This is a genomic window from Streptomyces sp. NC-S4, from assembly GCF_054353315.1.
Genome location: NZ_CM135937.1, coordinates 247,615 through 263,407, shown reverse-complemented (window position 1 = coordinate 263,407; position 15,793 = coordinate 247,615). Strand labels below are relative to the sequence as shown.

At 72.7% G+C, this 15,793-nt stretch carries 13 protein-coding genes; 8 read left to right on the top strand and 5 right to left on the bottom strand.

Annotated elements, in window-relative coordinates; genetic code table 11:
* Positions 1-49 precede the first annotated feature (49 nt).
* The 4 genes from ACXNSR_RS01295 to ACXNSR_RS01280 all read right to left on the bottom strand — a co-directional run bounded on the left by ACXNSR_RS01295 (position 50) and on the right by ACXNSR_RS01280 (position 2,977).
* The gene (locus ACXNSR_RS01295) at positions 50-514 is read right to left on the bottom strand and encodes an ATP-binding protein (RefSeq protein WP_458640272.1); all 465 of its coding nucleotides are present in this window, start codon (positions 512-514) and stop codon (positions 50-52) included.
* 115 nt (positions 515-629) lie between these two features.
* Complete coding sequence (locus tag ACXNSR_RS01290) at positions 630-1,598, bottom strand: anti-sigma factor RsbA family regulatory protein (protein WP_458640271.1); 969 nt, start codon at positions 1,596-1,598, stop codon at positions 630-632.
* Positions 1,595-2,041: an STAS domain-containing protein gene (locus ACXNSR_RS01285; protein WP_458640270.1), complete on the bottom strand. Its 447-nt coding sequence runs from the start codon at positions 2,039-2,041 to the stop codon at positions 1,595-1,597. Before ACXNSR_RS01285 ends, ACXNSR_RS01290 begins: the two co-directional genes overlap by 4 nt.
* Positions 2,042-2,050: 9 nt before the next feature.
* Complete coding sequence (locus tag ACXNSR_RS01280; RefSeq protein WP_458640269.1) at positions 2,051-2,977, bottom strand: SigB/SigF/SigG family RNA polymerase sigma factor; 927 nt, start codon at positions 2,975-2,977, stop codon at positions 2,051-2,053.
* Between the two features lie 223 nt (positions 2,978-3,200).
* Between ACXNSR_RS01280 and ACXNSR_RS01275 the strand changes: the two genes are divergently transcribed.
* From ACXNSR_RS01275 to ACXNSR_RS01260, 4 genes are all read left to right on the top strand, one after another.
* Positions 3,201-3,548 carry an STAS domain-containing protein gene (locus ACXNSR_RS01275; RefSeq protein ID WP_458640268.1) on the top strand — a complete coding sequence of 116 codons (348 nt, stop codon included), beginning with the start codon at positions 3,201-3,203 and terminating at the stop codon, positions 3,546-3,548.
* 122 nt (positions 3,549-3,670) lie between these two features.
* Positions 3,671-7,702: a HAMP domain-containing protein gene (locus ACXNSR_RS01270; RefSeq protein WP_458640267.1), complete on the top strand. Its 4,032-nt coding sequence runs from the start codon at positions 3,671-3,673 to the stop codon at positions 7,700-7,702.
* A complete protein-coding gene (locus tag ACXNSR_RS01265) occupies positions 7,699-10,143 on the top strand; it encodes a SpoIIE family protein phosphatase (RefSeq protein ID WP_458640266.1) in 2,445 nt (814 codons plus the stop codon). Before ACXNSR_RS01270 ends, ACXNSR_RS01265 begins: the two co-directional genes overlap by 4 nt.
* Positions 10,144-10,170: 27 nt before the next feature.
* Positions 10,171-10,728 carry a YbaK/EbsC family protein gene (locus ACXNSR_RS01260; RefSeq protein WP_458640265.1) on the top strand — a complete coding sequence of 186 codons (558 nt, stop codon included), beginning with the start codon at positions 10,171-10,173 and terminating at the stop codon, positions 10,726-10,728.
* Between the two features lie 3 nt (positions 10,729-10,731).
* On the opposite strand, the gene ACXNSR_RS01255 is transcribed toward ACXNSR_RS01260, so the two are convergent.
* Positions 10,732-11,439, bottom strand: a complete 708-nt coding sequence (locus ACXNSR_RS01255; protein ID WP_458640264.1) for a dioxygenase family protein — start codon at positions 11,437-11,439, stop codon at positions 10,732-10,734.
* A 219-nt stretch (positions 11,440-11,658) separates the two neighbouring features.
* Here ACXNSR_RS01255 and ACXNSR_RS01250 point away from each other — a divergent pair, with 219 nt between their 5' ends.
* From ACXNSR_RS01250 to ACXNSR_RS01235, 4 genes are all read left to right on the top strand, one after another.
* Positions 11,659-12,192: a VOC family protein gene (locus ACXNSR_RS01250; RefSeq protein ID WP_458640263.1), complete on the top strand. Its 534-nt coding sequence runs from the start codon at positions 11,659-11,661 to the stop codon at positions 12,190-12,192.
* A 78-nt stretch (positions 12,193-12,270) separates the two neighbouring features.
* On the top strand, positions 12,271-12,714 hold the full coding sequence (locus ACXNSR_RS01245) for a hypothetical protein (protein WP_458640262.1): 444 nt from the start codon (positions 12,271-12,273) through the stop codon (positions 12,712-12,714).
* The gene (locus ACXNSR_RS01240) at positions 12,711-13,415 is read left to right on the top strand and encodes an RICIN domain-containing protein (RefSeq protein ID WP_458640261.1); all 705 of its coding nucleotides are present in this window, start codon (positions 12,711-12,713) and stop codon (positions 13,413-13,415) included. The genes ACXNSR_RS01245 and ACXNSR_RS01240 overlap by 4 nt, the downstream gene beginning before the upstream one ends.
* 659 nt (positions 13,416-14,074) lie before the next feature.
* Positions 14,075-15,646, top strand: a complete 1,572-nt coding sequence (locus ACXNSR_RS01235; protein WP_458640260.1) for a S8 family peptidase — start codon at positions 14,075-14,077, stop codon at positions 15,644-15,646.
* Positions 15,647-15,793: the final 147 nt, after the last annotated feature.

The following is a 15,793-nucleotide window of genomic DNA, read 5'->3' as shown; positions in this document are numbered from 1 at the left end:
GGCCGCAGGACGGCCCGGCGGCACGGACGGCCCGCCCGGCCCGGCCGGGTCACAGCCCCGTGGACCTGCCCGAGGTCAGTCGCGATGCCCCGATCTCGGCCCAGACGGCCTTGCCGCCCTCGTGGGTGTGCGTGCCCCAGCGATCGGAGACGCGCTCCACGATGTAGAGGCCGTGGCCGCCCGGAAGGCCGCGCTGCGGGGACGGGTGGCGGCGGGGCGGCGTCGTCGTGCCGTCGAAGACCTCGATCCGCAGCACCTCGCCGGCCGAGAGCACGAGCTCGATGCAACCCCCCGCATGCAGGGCCGCGTTGGTCAGCAGCTCGGACACCAGGAGCAGCGCGTCCTCGGACGTCTCGGTCCCGCTCCACCCCCAGTCGAGCAGGGCCTGGCGCGTGAAGTCGCGGCCCTTGGCCACGGGTCCGCGTACGCCGGCCAGGGCGAGCCGACGGCGCTGCGCCGCGACGGAAAGCCCGGCAGGCCTGCGATCGCCGGTTTCCGGCCCGATCGTTTCCACTGTGGTCTCTCACCCCCACCGATGACATTGGTCGCCGTTCGCGGGAACGAACAGGCCCCGTGGGGCCGAGGACACCCGACTACGCGAGTGACAGTCTAAGGGGACCGCCGGCCCCTCAGTAGATTGTCATGTGCAGTCTCAAGGTGAAGCCGGCTTCCGAGGCGCGGATCTCCACCAGGTCGCACAGCTGGTGGATCATCCACAGGCCGCGGCCGCCGTGGGCCGAAGCCAGCGCCGGGCGCCGGCGCCCCGCCAACGGGTCGGCGAGGCGGCCGCCGTCGCGGATCTCCGCCACGACCCCGGCACCCGCACCCGCACCCGATCCGGCCGTGCTCCACAGCCGTAGCTCGCCCCTCCCGCCCCCGTGGGCGAGGGAGTTGGCGGCCGCCTCACCGACCGCCAGGACGAGGTCGCCGCGCCGTGCCGCGCTCAGGTCCGTGCCGCGTGCGAAGGCCTCGGCGTGCGCGCGTACCTCGCTCAGCTGCCCGTGGGTGTAGGCGAGCCGGGGTGCACCCCCGTCGGGTTCGGGCAGGGGTTCGTCGCAGTCGGCGCAGACCGACGGGGCTTCCGCGTAGTCCGGGCTCGCCAGGGCCGCGCCGTCCGCCAGCAGCGTGGGATGCGTACGCCGGGCATCGGACACCACGGCGGCCGGCAGGCCGAGGACGTCGTACGGGCACAGAACGGTGGCCGGCCGCCCCGCGAAGGCGGTGTTGATGAGCGCCTCGTGGCGGGTGGCCTCCAGCACCTCGGCCCGTGAGCGGCCCGGCCAGATCGGCTCGCCCACGATCCGGGCGGGCCGGCCAGGGTGCCGGTCGGCGAATTCCTGCAGCGCGGCCAGGATGCGGCCGGGGTTGCGGCCCAGCTGCGTCATGTCCGTCCAGGTGACCCCGGTCGCGGTGGTGCCGAGATCCTCGCGCAGGGAGTCGAGCCGCGGGCCGGGCACGGCCACGAGCACCGGCTCGTCGGCCGCGAGGGCGGCCCGTACGAACCCGCCCACGCCTGCCAGGTAGTCCGCCTGCCCCCGGTAGAAGAGGGCGGGGTGGACGAAGGTCCCGGAGGCGCCGGACGCAGGAAGGTGGATCATGCTGCGACCTCCAGCGCGGCGCATTCGTCCGGGAACATCTCCACGAGCTTGCGGAGCGAGTATGGCGGGTGGTGGAGCAGCAGGCGACGTCCTTGGCCGGTGACGGTGGCGTTGGCCTGCACCAGAGCGGCGACGGCGGCCGTGTCGAGGAAGGCCACGGCGGAGAGGTCGAGATGGACGACCGGGCCGGGGATCCGGGTGACGACGCCGAGCGCGGCGCGCAGGACGGGCCGGGTGTCGAGGTCGCAGCTGCCGCTCAGCCGGGCACCGGGACGGTCGCGCAACGGCCGGGCGGTCAGCGTCGCCGCCGGGCCCGTCGCGACGTTCGCGCACCGCAGGACCGCCTCCGCCCACATCCCGTCCTCGTAGAGCGCCTGCGCGCCGATGGGCGGGACGAGGGGGAGGGGCGGGACGGGTCCGTCGTGCCGGTGGGGTGGGAGCACGGCCGCTGCCTACACCGAGAGCATTCCGGCGCGCAGCTGGGCCAGGGTCCGGGACAGCAACCGCGAGACCTGCATCTGCGAGATGCCCAGTTCGGCCCCGATCTCCGCCTGCGTCCTGTCCTCGCCGAAGCGCAGCCGCAGGATCCGCCGGTCGCGTTCGTCCAGCTGCTCCAGCAGGGGAGCGAGGGTGTGGAACTCCTCGAAGAGCTCCATGGCGGGATCGACGTCGCCGAGCCGCTCCGCGAGCGGACGCGTCGTCCGGCTCGAAGTCGTCGACGGCTCGTCGCCCTCGGCGCAGGTGTCCAGGGAGCCGCTCGTATAGCCGTTCGCGGCGACCAGCCCTTCGACGACCTGTTCCTCGGTCAGTTCGAGGTGCTGGGCGACCTCCTTGACCGTGGGGGACCGGCCCAGCAGCTCGGTCAGGGCCTCCTGGGCCCTGGCGAGCTCCGTGCGCCGCTCCTGCAGACGGCGCGGGACGTGCACCGCCCAGGTGGTGTCGCGGAAGTAGCGCTTGATCTCACCGGTGATGTAGGGGAGGGCGAGGGTGGAGAACTCGATCTCGCGTTCGGGCTCGTAGCGGTCGATGGCCTTGATGAGGCCGATGGTCCCCACCTGGATGATGTCGTCCATGTCCAGACCCCCGCCCAGCACGCGGGAGCGGAAGCGCCGTGCTGCGAACTGAACCAGCGACAGGTTCATCTCGATCAGGGTGTTGCGGGCGTACTGGTACTCGTGCGTTCCCTCTTCCAGCGCGCCGAGCCGCAGGAAGAAGAGCTTCGACAGCTCGCGCGCGTCGGCGGGCGCCATCTCCCGGGCGTTCTTCACCTCGGGCAGTTCCACGTCCTGCCAAGGGACTTCCACGGCGCCGGACACAGCGGGCGTCAGGTGGGCGTCTGTTGCACGAATGGGGCCTGTGACGGTGGCCGAGCGAGACATGGTGGCCGTTCCCTCCCGATTGACTGACGGCTGCTCGGGCGCTTGTGCCCCGACTTCCCACCCTTACACGCCCCGCACGAAAAACTTTTCTGCGCGGCTGCCGCCGATGAGGTGGCGCCGGCCTCCGGGTGCGTGTGCCGCGGGGCTCGGCGCCCTCGGCCGGCCGGAGAGCAGGCATACTCCCTTGCGGAAGCCGTACAGGTGAGGATCCGGGGAGGCGGACATGACCGGAGCAGGGGACGCGTACCACCAAGGCGCCGTCGGGGACGGCTACCTGGCCGGAGCCGGGTGGGTGGTGGCGGCGCACGGTGAGCTCGACCAGGACACCCTGGCCCCGCTCGAGGAGGCTCTCGCCTCCGCCGCGGACCGGCACGGGCTGGTGGTCCTGGACGCGGGCTCCATCACCTTCGGAGACTCCTCGTTCCTGAACCTGCTGCTGCGGATGCACCACCTCACCACGCTGCGCATCGCCGCCCCCGGCGAGCAACTCCGCCGTCTCTTCGCCCTGACGGGCGCCGATACGGTGCTCTCCCTCCACCCGAGCATCGAGGACGCCGTCGGCGGCTCGTGACCGGGTGATCGGATGCGCTTGCGTCGACGATAGCCTTCATCACCGGTCGTGCGGTGATGGCGGTTCCCATCTCGCCCTGTCTCCCGCGCCGGCACGGTCGTTGTCTAGAGTGAGGTTGGCGCATGGCTGAGCGGACGGGCACGGAGGCACCGGGCAGGTCACCCGCGCTCCCCGGCGAGGACAGGATCGGCGAATCGGAACTGCGCCAGCTCCTGGCCGGCCTGACGGCCGTACGGGACGGGGACTTCCGCACCCGGCTGCCCGATACGGGGGACGGGCTGCTCGGCGAGATCGCCACCGTGTTCAACGGGATGGCCGACCAGCTGTCGCTGTTCACGTCCGAGGTGACCCGGGTGGCCCGCGAGGTGGGCACCGAGGGAACGCTCGGCGGCCAGGCGGACGTACCGGGGGTCGGGGGCGCCTGGCTGGACCTCACGGATTCGGTCAACTTCATGGCCGGAAACCTCACGGCCCAGGTGCGCTCCATCGCCCAGGTCGCCACGGCCGTGGCCAGGGGCGACCTCTCGCAGAAGATCAACGTCACCGCGCGCGGTGAGATCCTGGAGCTGAAGGAGACCATCAACACGATGGTCGACCAGCTCTCCGCGTTCGCCGGAGAGGTCACCCGGGTCGCCCGGGAGGTCGGCACCGAAGGCCGGCTCGGCGGTCAGGCGGACGTCAAGGACGTGTCCGGTACCTGGAAGGACCTGACCGAGTCGGTCAACGTCATGGCCGACAACCTGACCGCCCAGGTGCGCTCGATCGCGGAGGTCACCACCGCGGTGGCCCAGGGCGATCTGACGCAGAAGATCCGGGTGGACGCGCGGGGGGAGATCCTGGAGCTGAAGGAGACCATCAACACGATGGTCGACCAGCTCTCCGCCTTCGCCGACGAAGTGACCCGCGTCGCCCGCGAGGTCGGAACCGAGGGCAACCTGGGCGGCCAGGCCACGGTCCGCGGGGTCTCCGGCACGTGGAAGGACCTCACCGACAACGTCAACGTCATGGCGTCCAACCTGACGGGCCAGGTGCGTTCCATCGCCCAGGTGGCCACCGCCGTCGCCCGCGGCGACCTCTCGCAGAAGATCATGGTGGAGGCGAAGGGCGAGGTCGCTGCGCTGGCCGGCGTCATCAACACGATGGTCGACACGCTGTCCGCGTTCGCCGACGAGGTGACCCGGGTGGCCCGCGAGGTCGGTACCGAGGGCAGACTCGGCGGCCAGGCACAGGTTCCCCACGTCGCGGGTACCTGGAAGGACCTCACCGACAACGTCAACTCCATGGCGAACAACCTCACCGGCCAGGTCCGCAACATCGCGCTCGTCACGACGGCCGTCGCCAACGGCGACCTGTCGAAGAAGATCGACGTGGACGCGCGCGGGGAGATCCTGGAGCTGAAGACCACCATCAACACGATGGTCGACCAGCTCTCCTCCTTCGCAGCCGAGGTCACGCGCGTGGCCCGCGAGGTCGGCAGCGAGGGCCGGCTCGGCGGCCAGGCCGAGGTCGAGGGCGTCTCCGGCACGTGGAAGCGGCTGACCGAGAACGTCAACGAGCTGGCGGGCAACCTCACCCGCCAGGTCCGGGCCATCGCCGAGGTCGCCAGCGCGGTCGCCGAGGGCGACCTGACCCGCTCGATCACCGTCGACGCCTCGGGTGAGGTCGCCGAGCTCAAGGACAACATCAACTCCATGGTCGGCTCGCTGCGGGAGAGCACCCGGGCCAACCAGGAGCAGGACTGGCTCAAGTCCAACCTGGCCCGGATCACCGGCCTGATGCAGGGCCACCGGGACCTCGCCGCCGTCGCGGAACTCGTCATGGACGAACTGACGCCGCTCGTCGCCGCCCAGTACGGAGCCTTCTACCTCGCCGAGGACGGCCCCGGCGGCCCCCTGCTCATCCTGGTCGGCTCCTACGGCCGCCCCGCCGGCACGAGCGAGGGCACCGGCTTCGCCTTCGGGGAGTCCCTCGTGGGCCAGGCCGCGCGCAGCCGCCGGATCATCGCCACCGACCAGGTCCCCGGCGGCTACGTCATCTCCTCGGGGCTCGGCCACACCATCCCGGGCAGCCTGATCATCCTGCCCATCGTCGTGGAGGACCAGGTGCTCGGCGTGATCGAGCTCGCCTCCTTCTCCGCCTTCACCCCCGTGCACCGCGACTTCCTCGGCCAGTTGATGGAGACCGTCGGCGTCAACCTCAACACCATCGTCGCCAACGCCCGTACCGACGAACTCCTCGAGGAGTCCCAGCGGCTGACCGGGGAGCTCCAGGCACGTTCGGAGGAACTGCAGGTCCAGCAGGTGGAACTGCAGCGCTCCAACGCGGAGCTGGAGGAGAAGGCAGCCCTCCTCGCCAGCCAGAACAGCGACATCGAGGCCAAGAACCTGGAGATCGAACAGGCCCGGCAGGAACTCGAGGACCGGGCCCGGCAGTTGTCGCGCGCCTCCACCTACAAGTCGGAGTTCCTGGCCAACATGAGCCACGAGCTGCGGACACCGCTCAACAGCCTCCTGATCCTCGCCCAGCTGCTCGCCCAGAACCCGACCCGCAACCTCTCCCCGAAGCAGGTCGAGTACGCGGGCATCATCCACTCGGCGGGCTCGGACCTGCTGCAGCTGATCAACGACATCCTCGACCTCTCGAAGGTCGAGGCGGGGAAGATGGACGTCAACCCCGAGCGGGTGGACCTGCCCCAGCTGCTGGAGTACGTCGAGGCCACCTTCCGCCCGCTGACCATGCAGAAGAGCCTCGACTTCACCGTCACCACGGCCCCCGACGCTCCGGCCGACCTGCTCACCGACGACGCGCGCCTGCGCCAGATCCTGCGCAACCTGCTCTCCAACGCGGTCAAGTTCACCGAGCGGGGCGGCGTCGAGCTGCGGATCGAACCGGCGGCGCCCGCCGAGGCCCCCGCCGGGCTCCCCGGACGCGCGCCGCTGCTCGCCTTCCGGGTACGGGACACCGGCATCGGCATCCCGGAGCAGCAGCTGGAGTCCGTCTTCGGCGCCTTCCAGCAGGCCGACGGCACCACCAGCCGCAAGTACGGGGGCACCGGGCTCGGGCTCTCCATCAGCCGCGAGATCGCCCAGCTCCTCGGCGGTGCCGTCATCGCGGAGAGCACACCGGGACAGGGCAGCACCTTCACCCTCTACCTGCCGGTCAGCCGGGCGGACTACGAGGAGGAGCCCCACCCCGAGGCCCCCGCGGCGACGGACCGGCACGCCGGCGCCCCGCGACGTCCCGTGCCGGCCGACGCCATCAGCGCCGCCGCCGCGGTCCCGCCGCAGCGGCGGGCCCGCCGCCTTCTGGTGATCGAGGAGCGTCCCCGCGGCCTGCTCTCCCTCGTCGCCGAGAGCGCCGACCGGGACCTCGCCCCCGACCACCTGCCGCCGGGGTACCACCGCGAGGGCGTCCAGGTGGTCAACGCCACGAGTTCACGGGAAGCCGCCGCCGCCCTGGCCTCGCACTCCTTCCACTGCGTCGTCCTCGAACTCGACATGCCCGGCGGCGAGGCGCTGCGCTTCCTCGATGCGCTCGACGGAGACCCGGCGCTCTCCTCCCTCCCGGTCCTCGCGCACAACAACCCCCGCCTGAAGACCGGGCAGGAACGGGTGCTGCGGGACCGGGCCGCGTCGCGCAGGCTGGAACTGCTCTCGAGCCTGGACGAGCTGCGGGAACGCATCGTGCTGCACCTGTCCGCCGAGCGGCCGGGGGACGTACTGCCCCTCGTCCACGAGGAGGCGCAGGACCGCCAGACCGCCCATCCGCTCGACGACGACCTCGCCGGACGCACCGTCCTCGTCGTCGACGACGACGCGCGCAACCTGTTCGCGCTCAGCGGGGTGCTGGAACTGCACGGTGTCCGCGTCCTGCACGCGGAGGACGGCCGCAAGGGGATCGACACCCTCGTCCGCGACGAGGGCGTCGACCTGATCCTGATGGACGTGATGATGCCCGAACTGGACGGCTACGCGGCGACCGCCGAGATCCGGCGGATGCCCGCCTACTCGGGGCTGCCCATCATCGCGGTCACCGCCAAGGCGATGCCGGGCGACCGCGAGAAGAGTCTCGCCGCGGGAGCCAGCGACTACGTGACCAAACCGGTCGACGCGGACGACCTCATCGCCCGCGTCCGCCACTGGCTCACCGTATGAGCCCGGGCACACAGCGGCACGACGGCGCCCGCCCGCCGGGACCGGCCTCCGGGACAGCCCTGGGGACGGCCGCCGACCAGCCGTCCCGGGACACGGCACCGCACCACGCGCCGGAACGCCTCGGACGCCTCGTCGCCACCGTCGAACGGCTCCGCGGCGAGGTGCGGGCGGCGCACGCCGCCGCGGACGGCAGGGCCCTGATCGAGCTGGCCAAGGGCATCCTGATCGGACAGCTGAGCTGCACCCCCGCCGCGGCGGCACGCCAGCTCGACGAACTGTCCCGCGAGACCGGGCTGTCCGCGCTCGAACTCGCCGCCGACATCGTCAACCAGGCATCCCGCGACCACGTCAGCGAGGTCGCCGCCGCGTTCGCCCGGCGCACCGGCACGCCCGAACCGGACGAGGGGTCACCCACGGTCTCCGTGCGGCTGCGCACGGCCGAGAGCGGGGTACTGGCCGCCGCCGACGACACCCAGGCGGTGGCCGAGTCCCTCCTGGTGAACGCCCTCGGTCCGCTGGGCGCGGACGCCGTCGCCGTATGGAGCGCGGCCCCCGACGGCTCCCTGGCCCTCGCGGGCCACGCCGGATTCCCGCCCGGGGAAGCCGCGCGCTGGCGCCACGTACCCCCGGGCGTCTCCACCGTCGCCCGCCTCGCACTGCACGAGCGCCGACTGGTCACCCTCACCCGGCTCCGGCACGACGGACCTCCCTCGATCGGCCACCTCCAGCGGCCCGGCGGCGGGCGGATGGCCGTACCGGCCGGGACCGGCGGACGCATCCACGGCGTCCTCGAAATCTGCTGGCCGCAGCCCCTGGCACCGCAGCCCCCGCAGATCGAGCGCCAGGTCGAGGCCCTCGCCGAACTGTGCGCCCGCACCATGGACACCGCGCCCACCGGCGACGTGGGCATGCTCGACGCGGTGCTCCCGGACGTCACGGAGCTGATCGACCTCTCCGAAGGCCTGCACGACCCCGCCGTGGTCCTCACCCCCGTACTCGATCACGATGGCCGGCTGACCGACTTCCGCATCCGCCACGCCAGCAGCCGGTTCGTCGATCCCGCCGGGCGGCCGCGCGGCGACGTGAACGGCGCACTCCTGCTGGAGGCCTACCCGACGGCCGGGGGCGAGAGCGGACTCTTCGGCATCGTCGAGCGCGTGTACGCGACCGGCGAGCCCTTCCGCGCCGAACGCATGAGCCTGACCGCGCTGGTCGACCAGATCCCTCTCACCTCGGTCGCGGACATCAGCGTCAGCCGGCACGGCGCCGCCGTCCTGCTGATCTGGCGCGTCGAGGACGAGACGGCACGACTGGCCGACCTCCTCCAGCACGCCCAGCGCCTGGGCCGGATCGGCGGCTTCGAGGAGAACCTCGTCACCGGCGGGATCACCTGGAACGCGCAGCTGTACGCGCTGCACGGACTGCCCGCCACCGCCCCGCCCGTCCGGCTGCGGGAACTGCCCGGCTACGCCCACCCCGACGACTCCGCCGCCCTGGACCGCTTCCTGCGGGCCGTGCTGCGCTACCGCCGCCCGGCCTCCGTCAACCTGCGCCTGCGCAGGCCGGACGGCATCACCCGGCACATCCGTGTCGTCGCCGAGCCCGTCCTCGACGCGGACCAGCGGCTCCACGCCGTCCGCGGCGCGTACCAGGACATCTCCGCGCAGCACTGGACCGAGGTCGCCCTGGCCGCGACCCAGGACCGACTCGCCCACACCGAGGCCGAATCCGCCGAACGCAACCGCCTCGCCCTGCAGCTCCAGCACGCGATCATGCCCCCCACCCCGCCGGCCGTCGAGGCCCCCGGCCTGCGCGTCGCCGTCCGCTACCGGCCGGCGGAGACCGAGTCGCTCGTCGGCGGCGACTGGTACGACACCGTGGTCCTGCCGTCCGGGCTCGTCATGCTCTCCGTGGGCGACATCGCCGGACACGGTATCGAGGCGGCCACCGGCATGGTCGTCCTGCGCAACGCGCTGCGCGGCCTCGCCGTGACCGGAGCGGGCCCCGCCCAACTGCTGTCCTGGCTCAACACGGTCACCCACCATCTCGCCAAGCAGGTGACGGCCACCGCGGTCTGCGGGATCTTCGACCCCGCCACCAGGGTGCTGCGCTGGGCGCGTGCCGGGCACCTGCCTCCCGTACTCGTCCGCGGCGGCGGGGCGGAGGCCTTCCCGCTCATCGGGGGTCTGCTCCTCGGCGCGCTCCCCGAAGTGACGTACGCCGAGGGGGAGGTGCGGCTCGAACCGGACGACACCCTGCTGATGTACACGGACGGGCTGGTGGAGCGGCGGGACTCCTCGGTGCAGGACTCGCTCGGCCACCTCATGAACGCGGCGGCCGCCGGCGCCGGAGACCTGGACCGGCAGTTGGACCGCCTGCTCGCCGGGAGCCGGTCCGACACGGACGACGACACCTGCGTCATCGGAATCCAGGTCGGCTGAAACGTGGACGGGTGCTAGCGTGCGGGCATGCGTGCTCCCCTCGGGTCCTTCGACCATGCGGTGCCGGCTCCGGACTGCCTCACGGAACTCACCCCGCCCGTCGCCGAAGCGGTCCGGGGCTGGGCCGGTGACGTGCCGGCCGAGCAGATCGTCTACGTGGACACCGACCCCGCGATCGCCGACACCGGCGCCTTCGTCGCCCACTACGGGCCGGAGCTCCTCCACCGGTCGGCGAACTGCGTGGTCGTCGCCGCCAAGCGCGGTGGCGTCGTGACCCTCGCCGCCTGCCTCGTGCCCTCCGCCGGCCGGGTCGACGTCAACGGCGCCGTCCGGCGCCACCTGGGCGCGCGCAAGGTGTCGTTCGCGCCGATGGAGACGGCCGTGGAGCTGACGGGCATGGAGTACGGGGGCATCACCCCGCTCGGCCTGCCGCGGGACTGGCCGCTCCTGGTGGACGCGGCGGTCGTCGACATGCCGCACGTACTCGTCGGCAGTGGACGCCGGCGCGGCAAGCTGATCGCCCCCGGGAAGCTGTTCGCCGAGATCCCTGGGGCGGAACTCGTCGAGGGCCTCGCACTCGTGTGACGCTCAGGCGATTCCCACGGTGCAGGCGGCGCGGTAGCCGTCCCCGTCGGGGACGAGGGACAGCGTCATCGCGGCCCCGGCGGCCCGGTAGCGGCTGTCCCGGGCGTTGGGGTGCTTCGGCGCGCGGCGCCCGGTGTAGGGCGGGCGGGCGTACACCCGCACCAACAGGTCCTCGGGGAAGAAGAACTGCGAGGTCGTCTCGGTGCGGCGGTCGGGACGCACCTTGAAGTGGATGTGCGGGGCCAGGCCCGCGTACCAGCCGGGCACGATCGTGCGGAACGTACTGCGGCCGGCCCCGTCCGTGACCTGCGTACCGCGCAGGAAGGTGGATCCGCCGGTGGAGTAGGCGCCCGCGGCGTCGGCGTGCCAGACGTCGACCGCGGCGTCGGTGACGGGCCGGCAACCCGCCGAGGCCCGTACGACCGTCAGGTCCAGCCGGAACGGCACCCCCTCCCGACCCTCCGTGATGTCGGAACGGACCCGGTCCAGGTCCAGGTAGTACGGGCCGGCGCCCGCCGTGACGGCCAGGACGCAGGCCGGGGAGCTGCCACCGGGCGACGGCGGGAGGGCCGGTGGCGCGGAGGGCTGTCCGGCCGCCCCGCGGGTCCCGGCCGGGCCGGAGCAGGCCGCCGTCAGCGCCGCGACCCCGGCCGATCCGGCGGCCAGCAGGAGGGCGCGGCGGCTGGTCGGGGAACTGCCGTTCTCGGTCATGCGAACCTCTCCCGCGCGCGGCGCGACCGTCGCGCGGGCGCGCGACGGCCACCGGTCGCGCCCACCGTGCCGGACGGAAGGCGTCCCGGCCACCACCGACACACCCGGCCGGGCAGACCCCACCGCCGTGGCGGACCGGTGCCCCGAGCAGGACAGGATCTGACCTCGTTCGCGCCTACGGTGGTGACGTCACGAGGAGCGGCAGAGAGGAAGAGGCCGATGGACCACTTCGCCCCCGAGGGGTACACCAGCGTCGCGCCATGGGTCGTCACCGACGACACGGGAGCGCTGCTCGACTTCATCACCGCGGCCTTCGACGGCGAGGAGATCGCCCGGGTCGCGGTCGCGGACGGCAGCATCGGCCACGGAGAGATCCGGGTCGGCGACACGGTCGTGCTGGCCTTCGACCGGCGGTCCGACTGGCCGGTGATGCCCGCCATGCTGCGGATCTACGTGCGCGACGCGGACGCCGCCATGGCCGCGGCCGTCGCCCACGGGGCCCGTGTGGTCACCGAGGCCGCCGACAGTGCGTGGGGGGACCGCGGGGGCCGGGTGAGGGATCCGTTCGGCAACATCTGGTGGGTGACGAGCCGGGTCGAGGAGGTCGCGCCGGACGAGGCCTGGCGGCGCATGTCCGAGCCGGAGTACGCCGCATCCATGCGTACGGCCCAGCAGACCCTGGACGCCGAACTCAGCGGCCGCCCCTCGGGCGTGGCCAGCCCCCCGCAGCGGCCGACCGACCAGGGGGCGTAGCCGTGCAGCCCTGTTGACCCCCGGCCCGGCGGGGCTACCGTTGACGCTGTTGCCAGGGGACGGCGAAGGGGGAGCTTCATGCTGGACGAGGCGATGGTCGCGCTGGCGGCCTCGGTCGGTTCGGGCGTCGTACAGGCCGCCGGAACGGACGCCTGGTCGGCGTTGCGGAGCCGACTGGCCCGGCTGTTCGGCCGCGGGGACCGGCAGCAGGAGACCGTCCAGCTGGAACGCCTGGACCGGACCGCGGCCGAGCTGACGGCGGCCGGGCAGGACGGCGACGGGAGCGAGGGGCGGACCCGGCACGGCGCGGCCTGGCGGACCCGTACCGAGGACCTGCTGGAGCAACTGGATCCGGACGAACGGGCGGCGGCCGCGGCCGAGCTCCGGGCCCTGCTCGACGAGGCGGCGGAGCAGGCGCGCCCGGCCGCCGGGGGATTCACGCGGAACGTGTTCCTCGGCCCGACGGCGGTGGTGTCCGGGGACGGCAACGTCCAGGTCAACCGGTTCGACTCCCGCCCGTGAGCGGGGCGGAGCCCGACGGGCGCGACGACGGCAGCGGTGGTATCTACACCGGCCCGACCGGGGTACAGCGCGGCAGCGGCAACCTCCAGGTCAACTTCCACGAGCACCGCGTCGGCATCGTGTCGGCCTGCGCGGTCGCCCTGGTGTGCGTGGCCACCGTGATAGCCGTCCGCGTGGGCGTCGGCGACCCGGGCACGGGCACCGGGGCCACCCCGCCCGCCAAGAGCCCGGACACGGCCACGGCACCGGGTCCGGGGCCGGGTACGGCGGATCCGTCGGTCCTCACCGGGCGGCTGGTCAACCAGGACAGCAAGCTCTGCCTGCGGGTGCCCGGCACCGACGACGGCCTCGTCCCCGTACAGGACACCTGCACCGACGCCGCCGACCGGACCTGGACGCTCGCCCCGCAGGACGGCGGCGACACCCGCACCGTGCGCAACGCGCACAGCGGCCGGTGTCTGGCCGTGGCGGGCTCGGAGAACTTCGCCCCGGCACGTCAGTTCGCCTGCACCGCCGCCCGCAACGACGGGCAGCACTGGGAACTGCAGTGGGGGAGTGGTGACCGGGCCGACCGGTTCGTGCTCCGCAATGCCGTCAACACCAAGTGCCTGACGGTCCAGGGCCACGAGCCGGCCCGGCCCGCGGCGCAGACGTCGTGCGGCGACCAGTACGACGACCAGTGGTGGCACCTCGTGCCCTAGAGCCTGTCGATCAGGCCGGATCACCCGCGCACGAAAATTTCACAACTCGGCGCGGGCCGTGCGGGGTACGCGGCCAGGGGCGTCCGCGCACGGTCGCCGGCCCTGTTCCGGGGGCGGCCGCGGGGCCGGGTCCGCGTGCGTTCGCGCGCCCCGCCCCGCGCCCGGCAGGCTCAGGAAGAGCGGGTTCCGTTTGGCGTGAACCCGCCCGGCCGGTGGCGCGGCGGAGATGGGCGCCTCCTCCAGGGACACCGGGAACATCCCAGGCAGCGGTGGCCGGGACCCGTACGGCGGCGAGGAGTTCGCCCCCGTGACCGGTGCGGGCACCGCGGCCGGGTCCGGCGGGAAATCGCCGCCCCCGGGGGAGCCGCGCACCCGGGCCGGGCCGGCGTGCCGCCGCGCGGCGGCACGTGAGCGCGCCTCGACGCCGGCCCTGCCGGGCCGTGCCTGCGTCATGTGCGGAGCACTTTTGCTCAATCATGACCGGGACATGGCAGGGATGTTACGCGTCCGTGGGCCTCTTGTGGGTGCGACGGGGCTGGGTCAACCTTTCGTAGGCGACGGCCCGTCGGGCTTCGCATTGTCATGGTCATGCCTACACCCATGGCTCCGTCAGGTCGCTGCTCCACCCCGCAGCGCCCACCCAGAGGAGGACCCCCCACATGTCCGTGATGCGTCACACCCGCCGGAGGCTCGCCGGCATCAGCGCGACCGCGGTCGCCGCCCTCGCGCTCGGCGCGGCCGCCGCGTTACCCGCCTCGGCTGCCGACAGCGGCGCGCCGGGCGTGATCGAGAACGCCGGTGCCGCCGGAACCGTCTCCGGCAGCTACATCGTGACCCTGAAGGACTCCGCCGCACGCTCCACCGCCGACAGCGGCAAGGCCGTCGCCAAGCGGTACGGCGCGAAGATCGACAAGACCTACAGCGCCGCCCTCAACGGCTACTCCGTCGAGGTCTCCGAAGCGCAGGCGAAGAAGCTCGCGGCCGACCCGGCGGTCAAGTCCGTCGTGCAGAACCGCGTCTTCACCGTGGACGCGACCCAGCCCAACCCGCCGTCCTGGGGCCTGGACCGCATCGACCAGCGCGCGCTCCCGCTCAACCAGAGCTACACCTACCCGGACAAGGCCGGCGAGGGCGTCACCGCCTACATCATCGACACCGGTGTCCGCATCACGCACCAGGACTTCGGCGGCCGCGCCTCCTACGGCTACGACGCCATCGACAACGACAACACCGCCCAGGACGGCCACGGCCACGGCACGCACGTCGCCGGCACCGTCGCGGGCGGCGCGTACGGCGTGGCCAAGAAGGCCAGGATCGTCGGTGTCCGCGTGCTCGACAACAACGGCAGCGGCACGACGGCACAGGTCGTCGCGGGCATCGACTGGGTGACCCGCAACGCGGTCAAGCCGGCGGTGGCCAACATGTCGCTCGGCGGCGGCGCGGACTCCGCGCTCGACACGGCCGTACGCAACTCCATCGCCTCCGGCATCACCTACGGCGTCGCCGCGGGCAACGAGTCCACGAACGCCTCGACGAAGTCCCCGGCCCGCGTGGCCGAGGCCATCACGGTCGGCGCCACCACCAACACCGACGCCAAGGCGAGCTACTCCAACTACGGCACCGTCCTGGACCTTTTCGCGCCGGGCTCCTCCATCACCTCCTCGTGGGGCACCGGCGACACGGCCACCAACACCATTTCCGGCACCTCGATGGCCACCCCGCACGTGGTCGGCGCGGCGGCGCTGTACCTGGCGCAGAACCCGGCGAGCACCCCCGCCCAGGTCCGTGACGGCCTCGTGGCCGCCGCGACCCCGAACGTGGTGACCAGCCCCGGCACGGGTTCCCCGAACCTGCTGCTCAACGTGGGTGACGGCGGCACCGTCCCGCCCGGCAAGCGCTTCGAGAACACCGCCGACTACGCGATCAACGACAACGCCACCGTCGAGTCGCCCGTCTCCGTCACCGGGGTCACGGGCAACGCCCCGGCGTCACTGGCCGTCGCGGTCGACATCAAGCACACCTACATCGGTGACCTGAAGGTGGACCTGGTCGCGCCCGACGGCACCGTCTACACCCTGCACAACCGGGCCGGCGGCAGCACGGACAACATCATCAAGACCTTCACGGTCAACGCCTCCGCCGAGGTCGCCAACGGGACGTGGAAGCTCCGTGTGAACGACAACGCGAACGTCGACACCGGCAAGATCGACTCGTGGGCGCTGCAGTTCTGAGTCCGGGGAACGGCGCGTGACTTCTGAGCCGCGATGAACGGGCGGGGGCGACCGCAGGGCGGTCGCCCCCGCCCTCTCGCGTTCCCGCAGGGCACTGACAGCGGACCGCAAAAAGAAAAGGCAGGGAGTCACCGACTCCTTGCCACT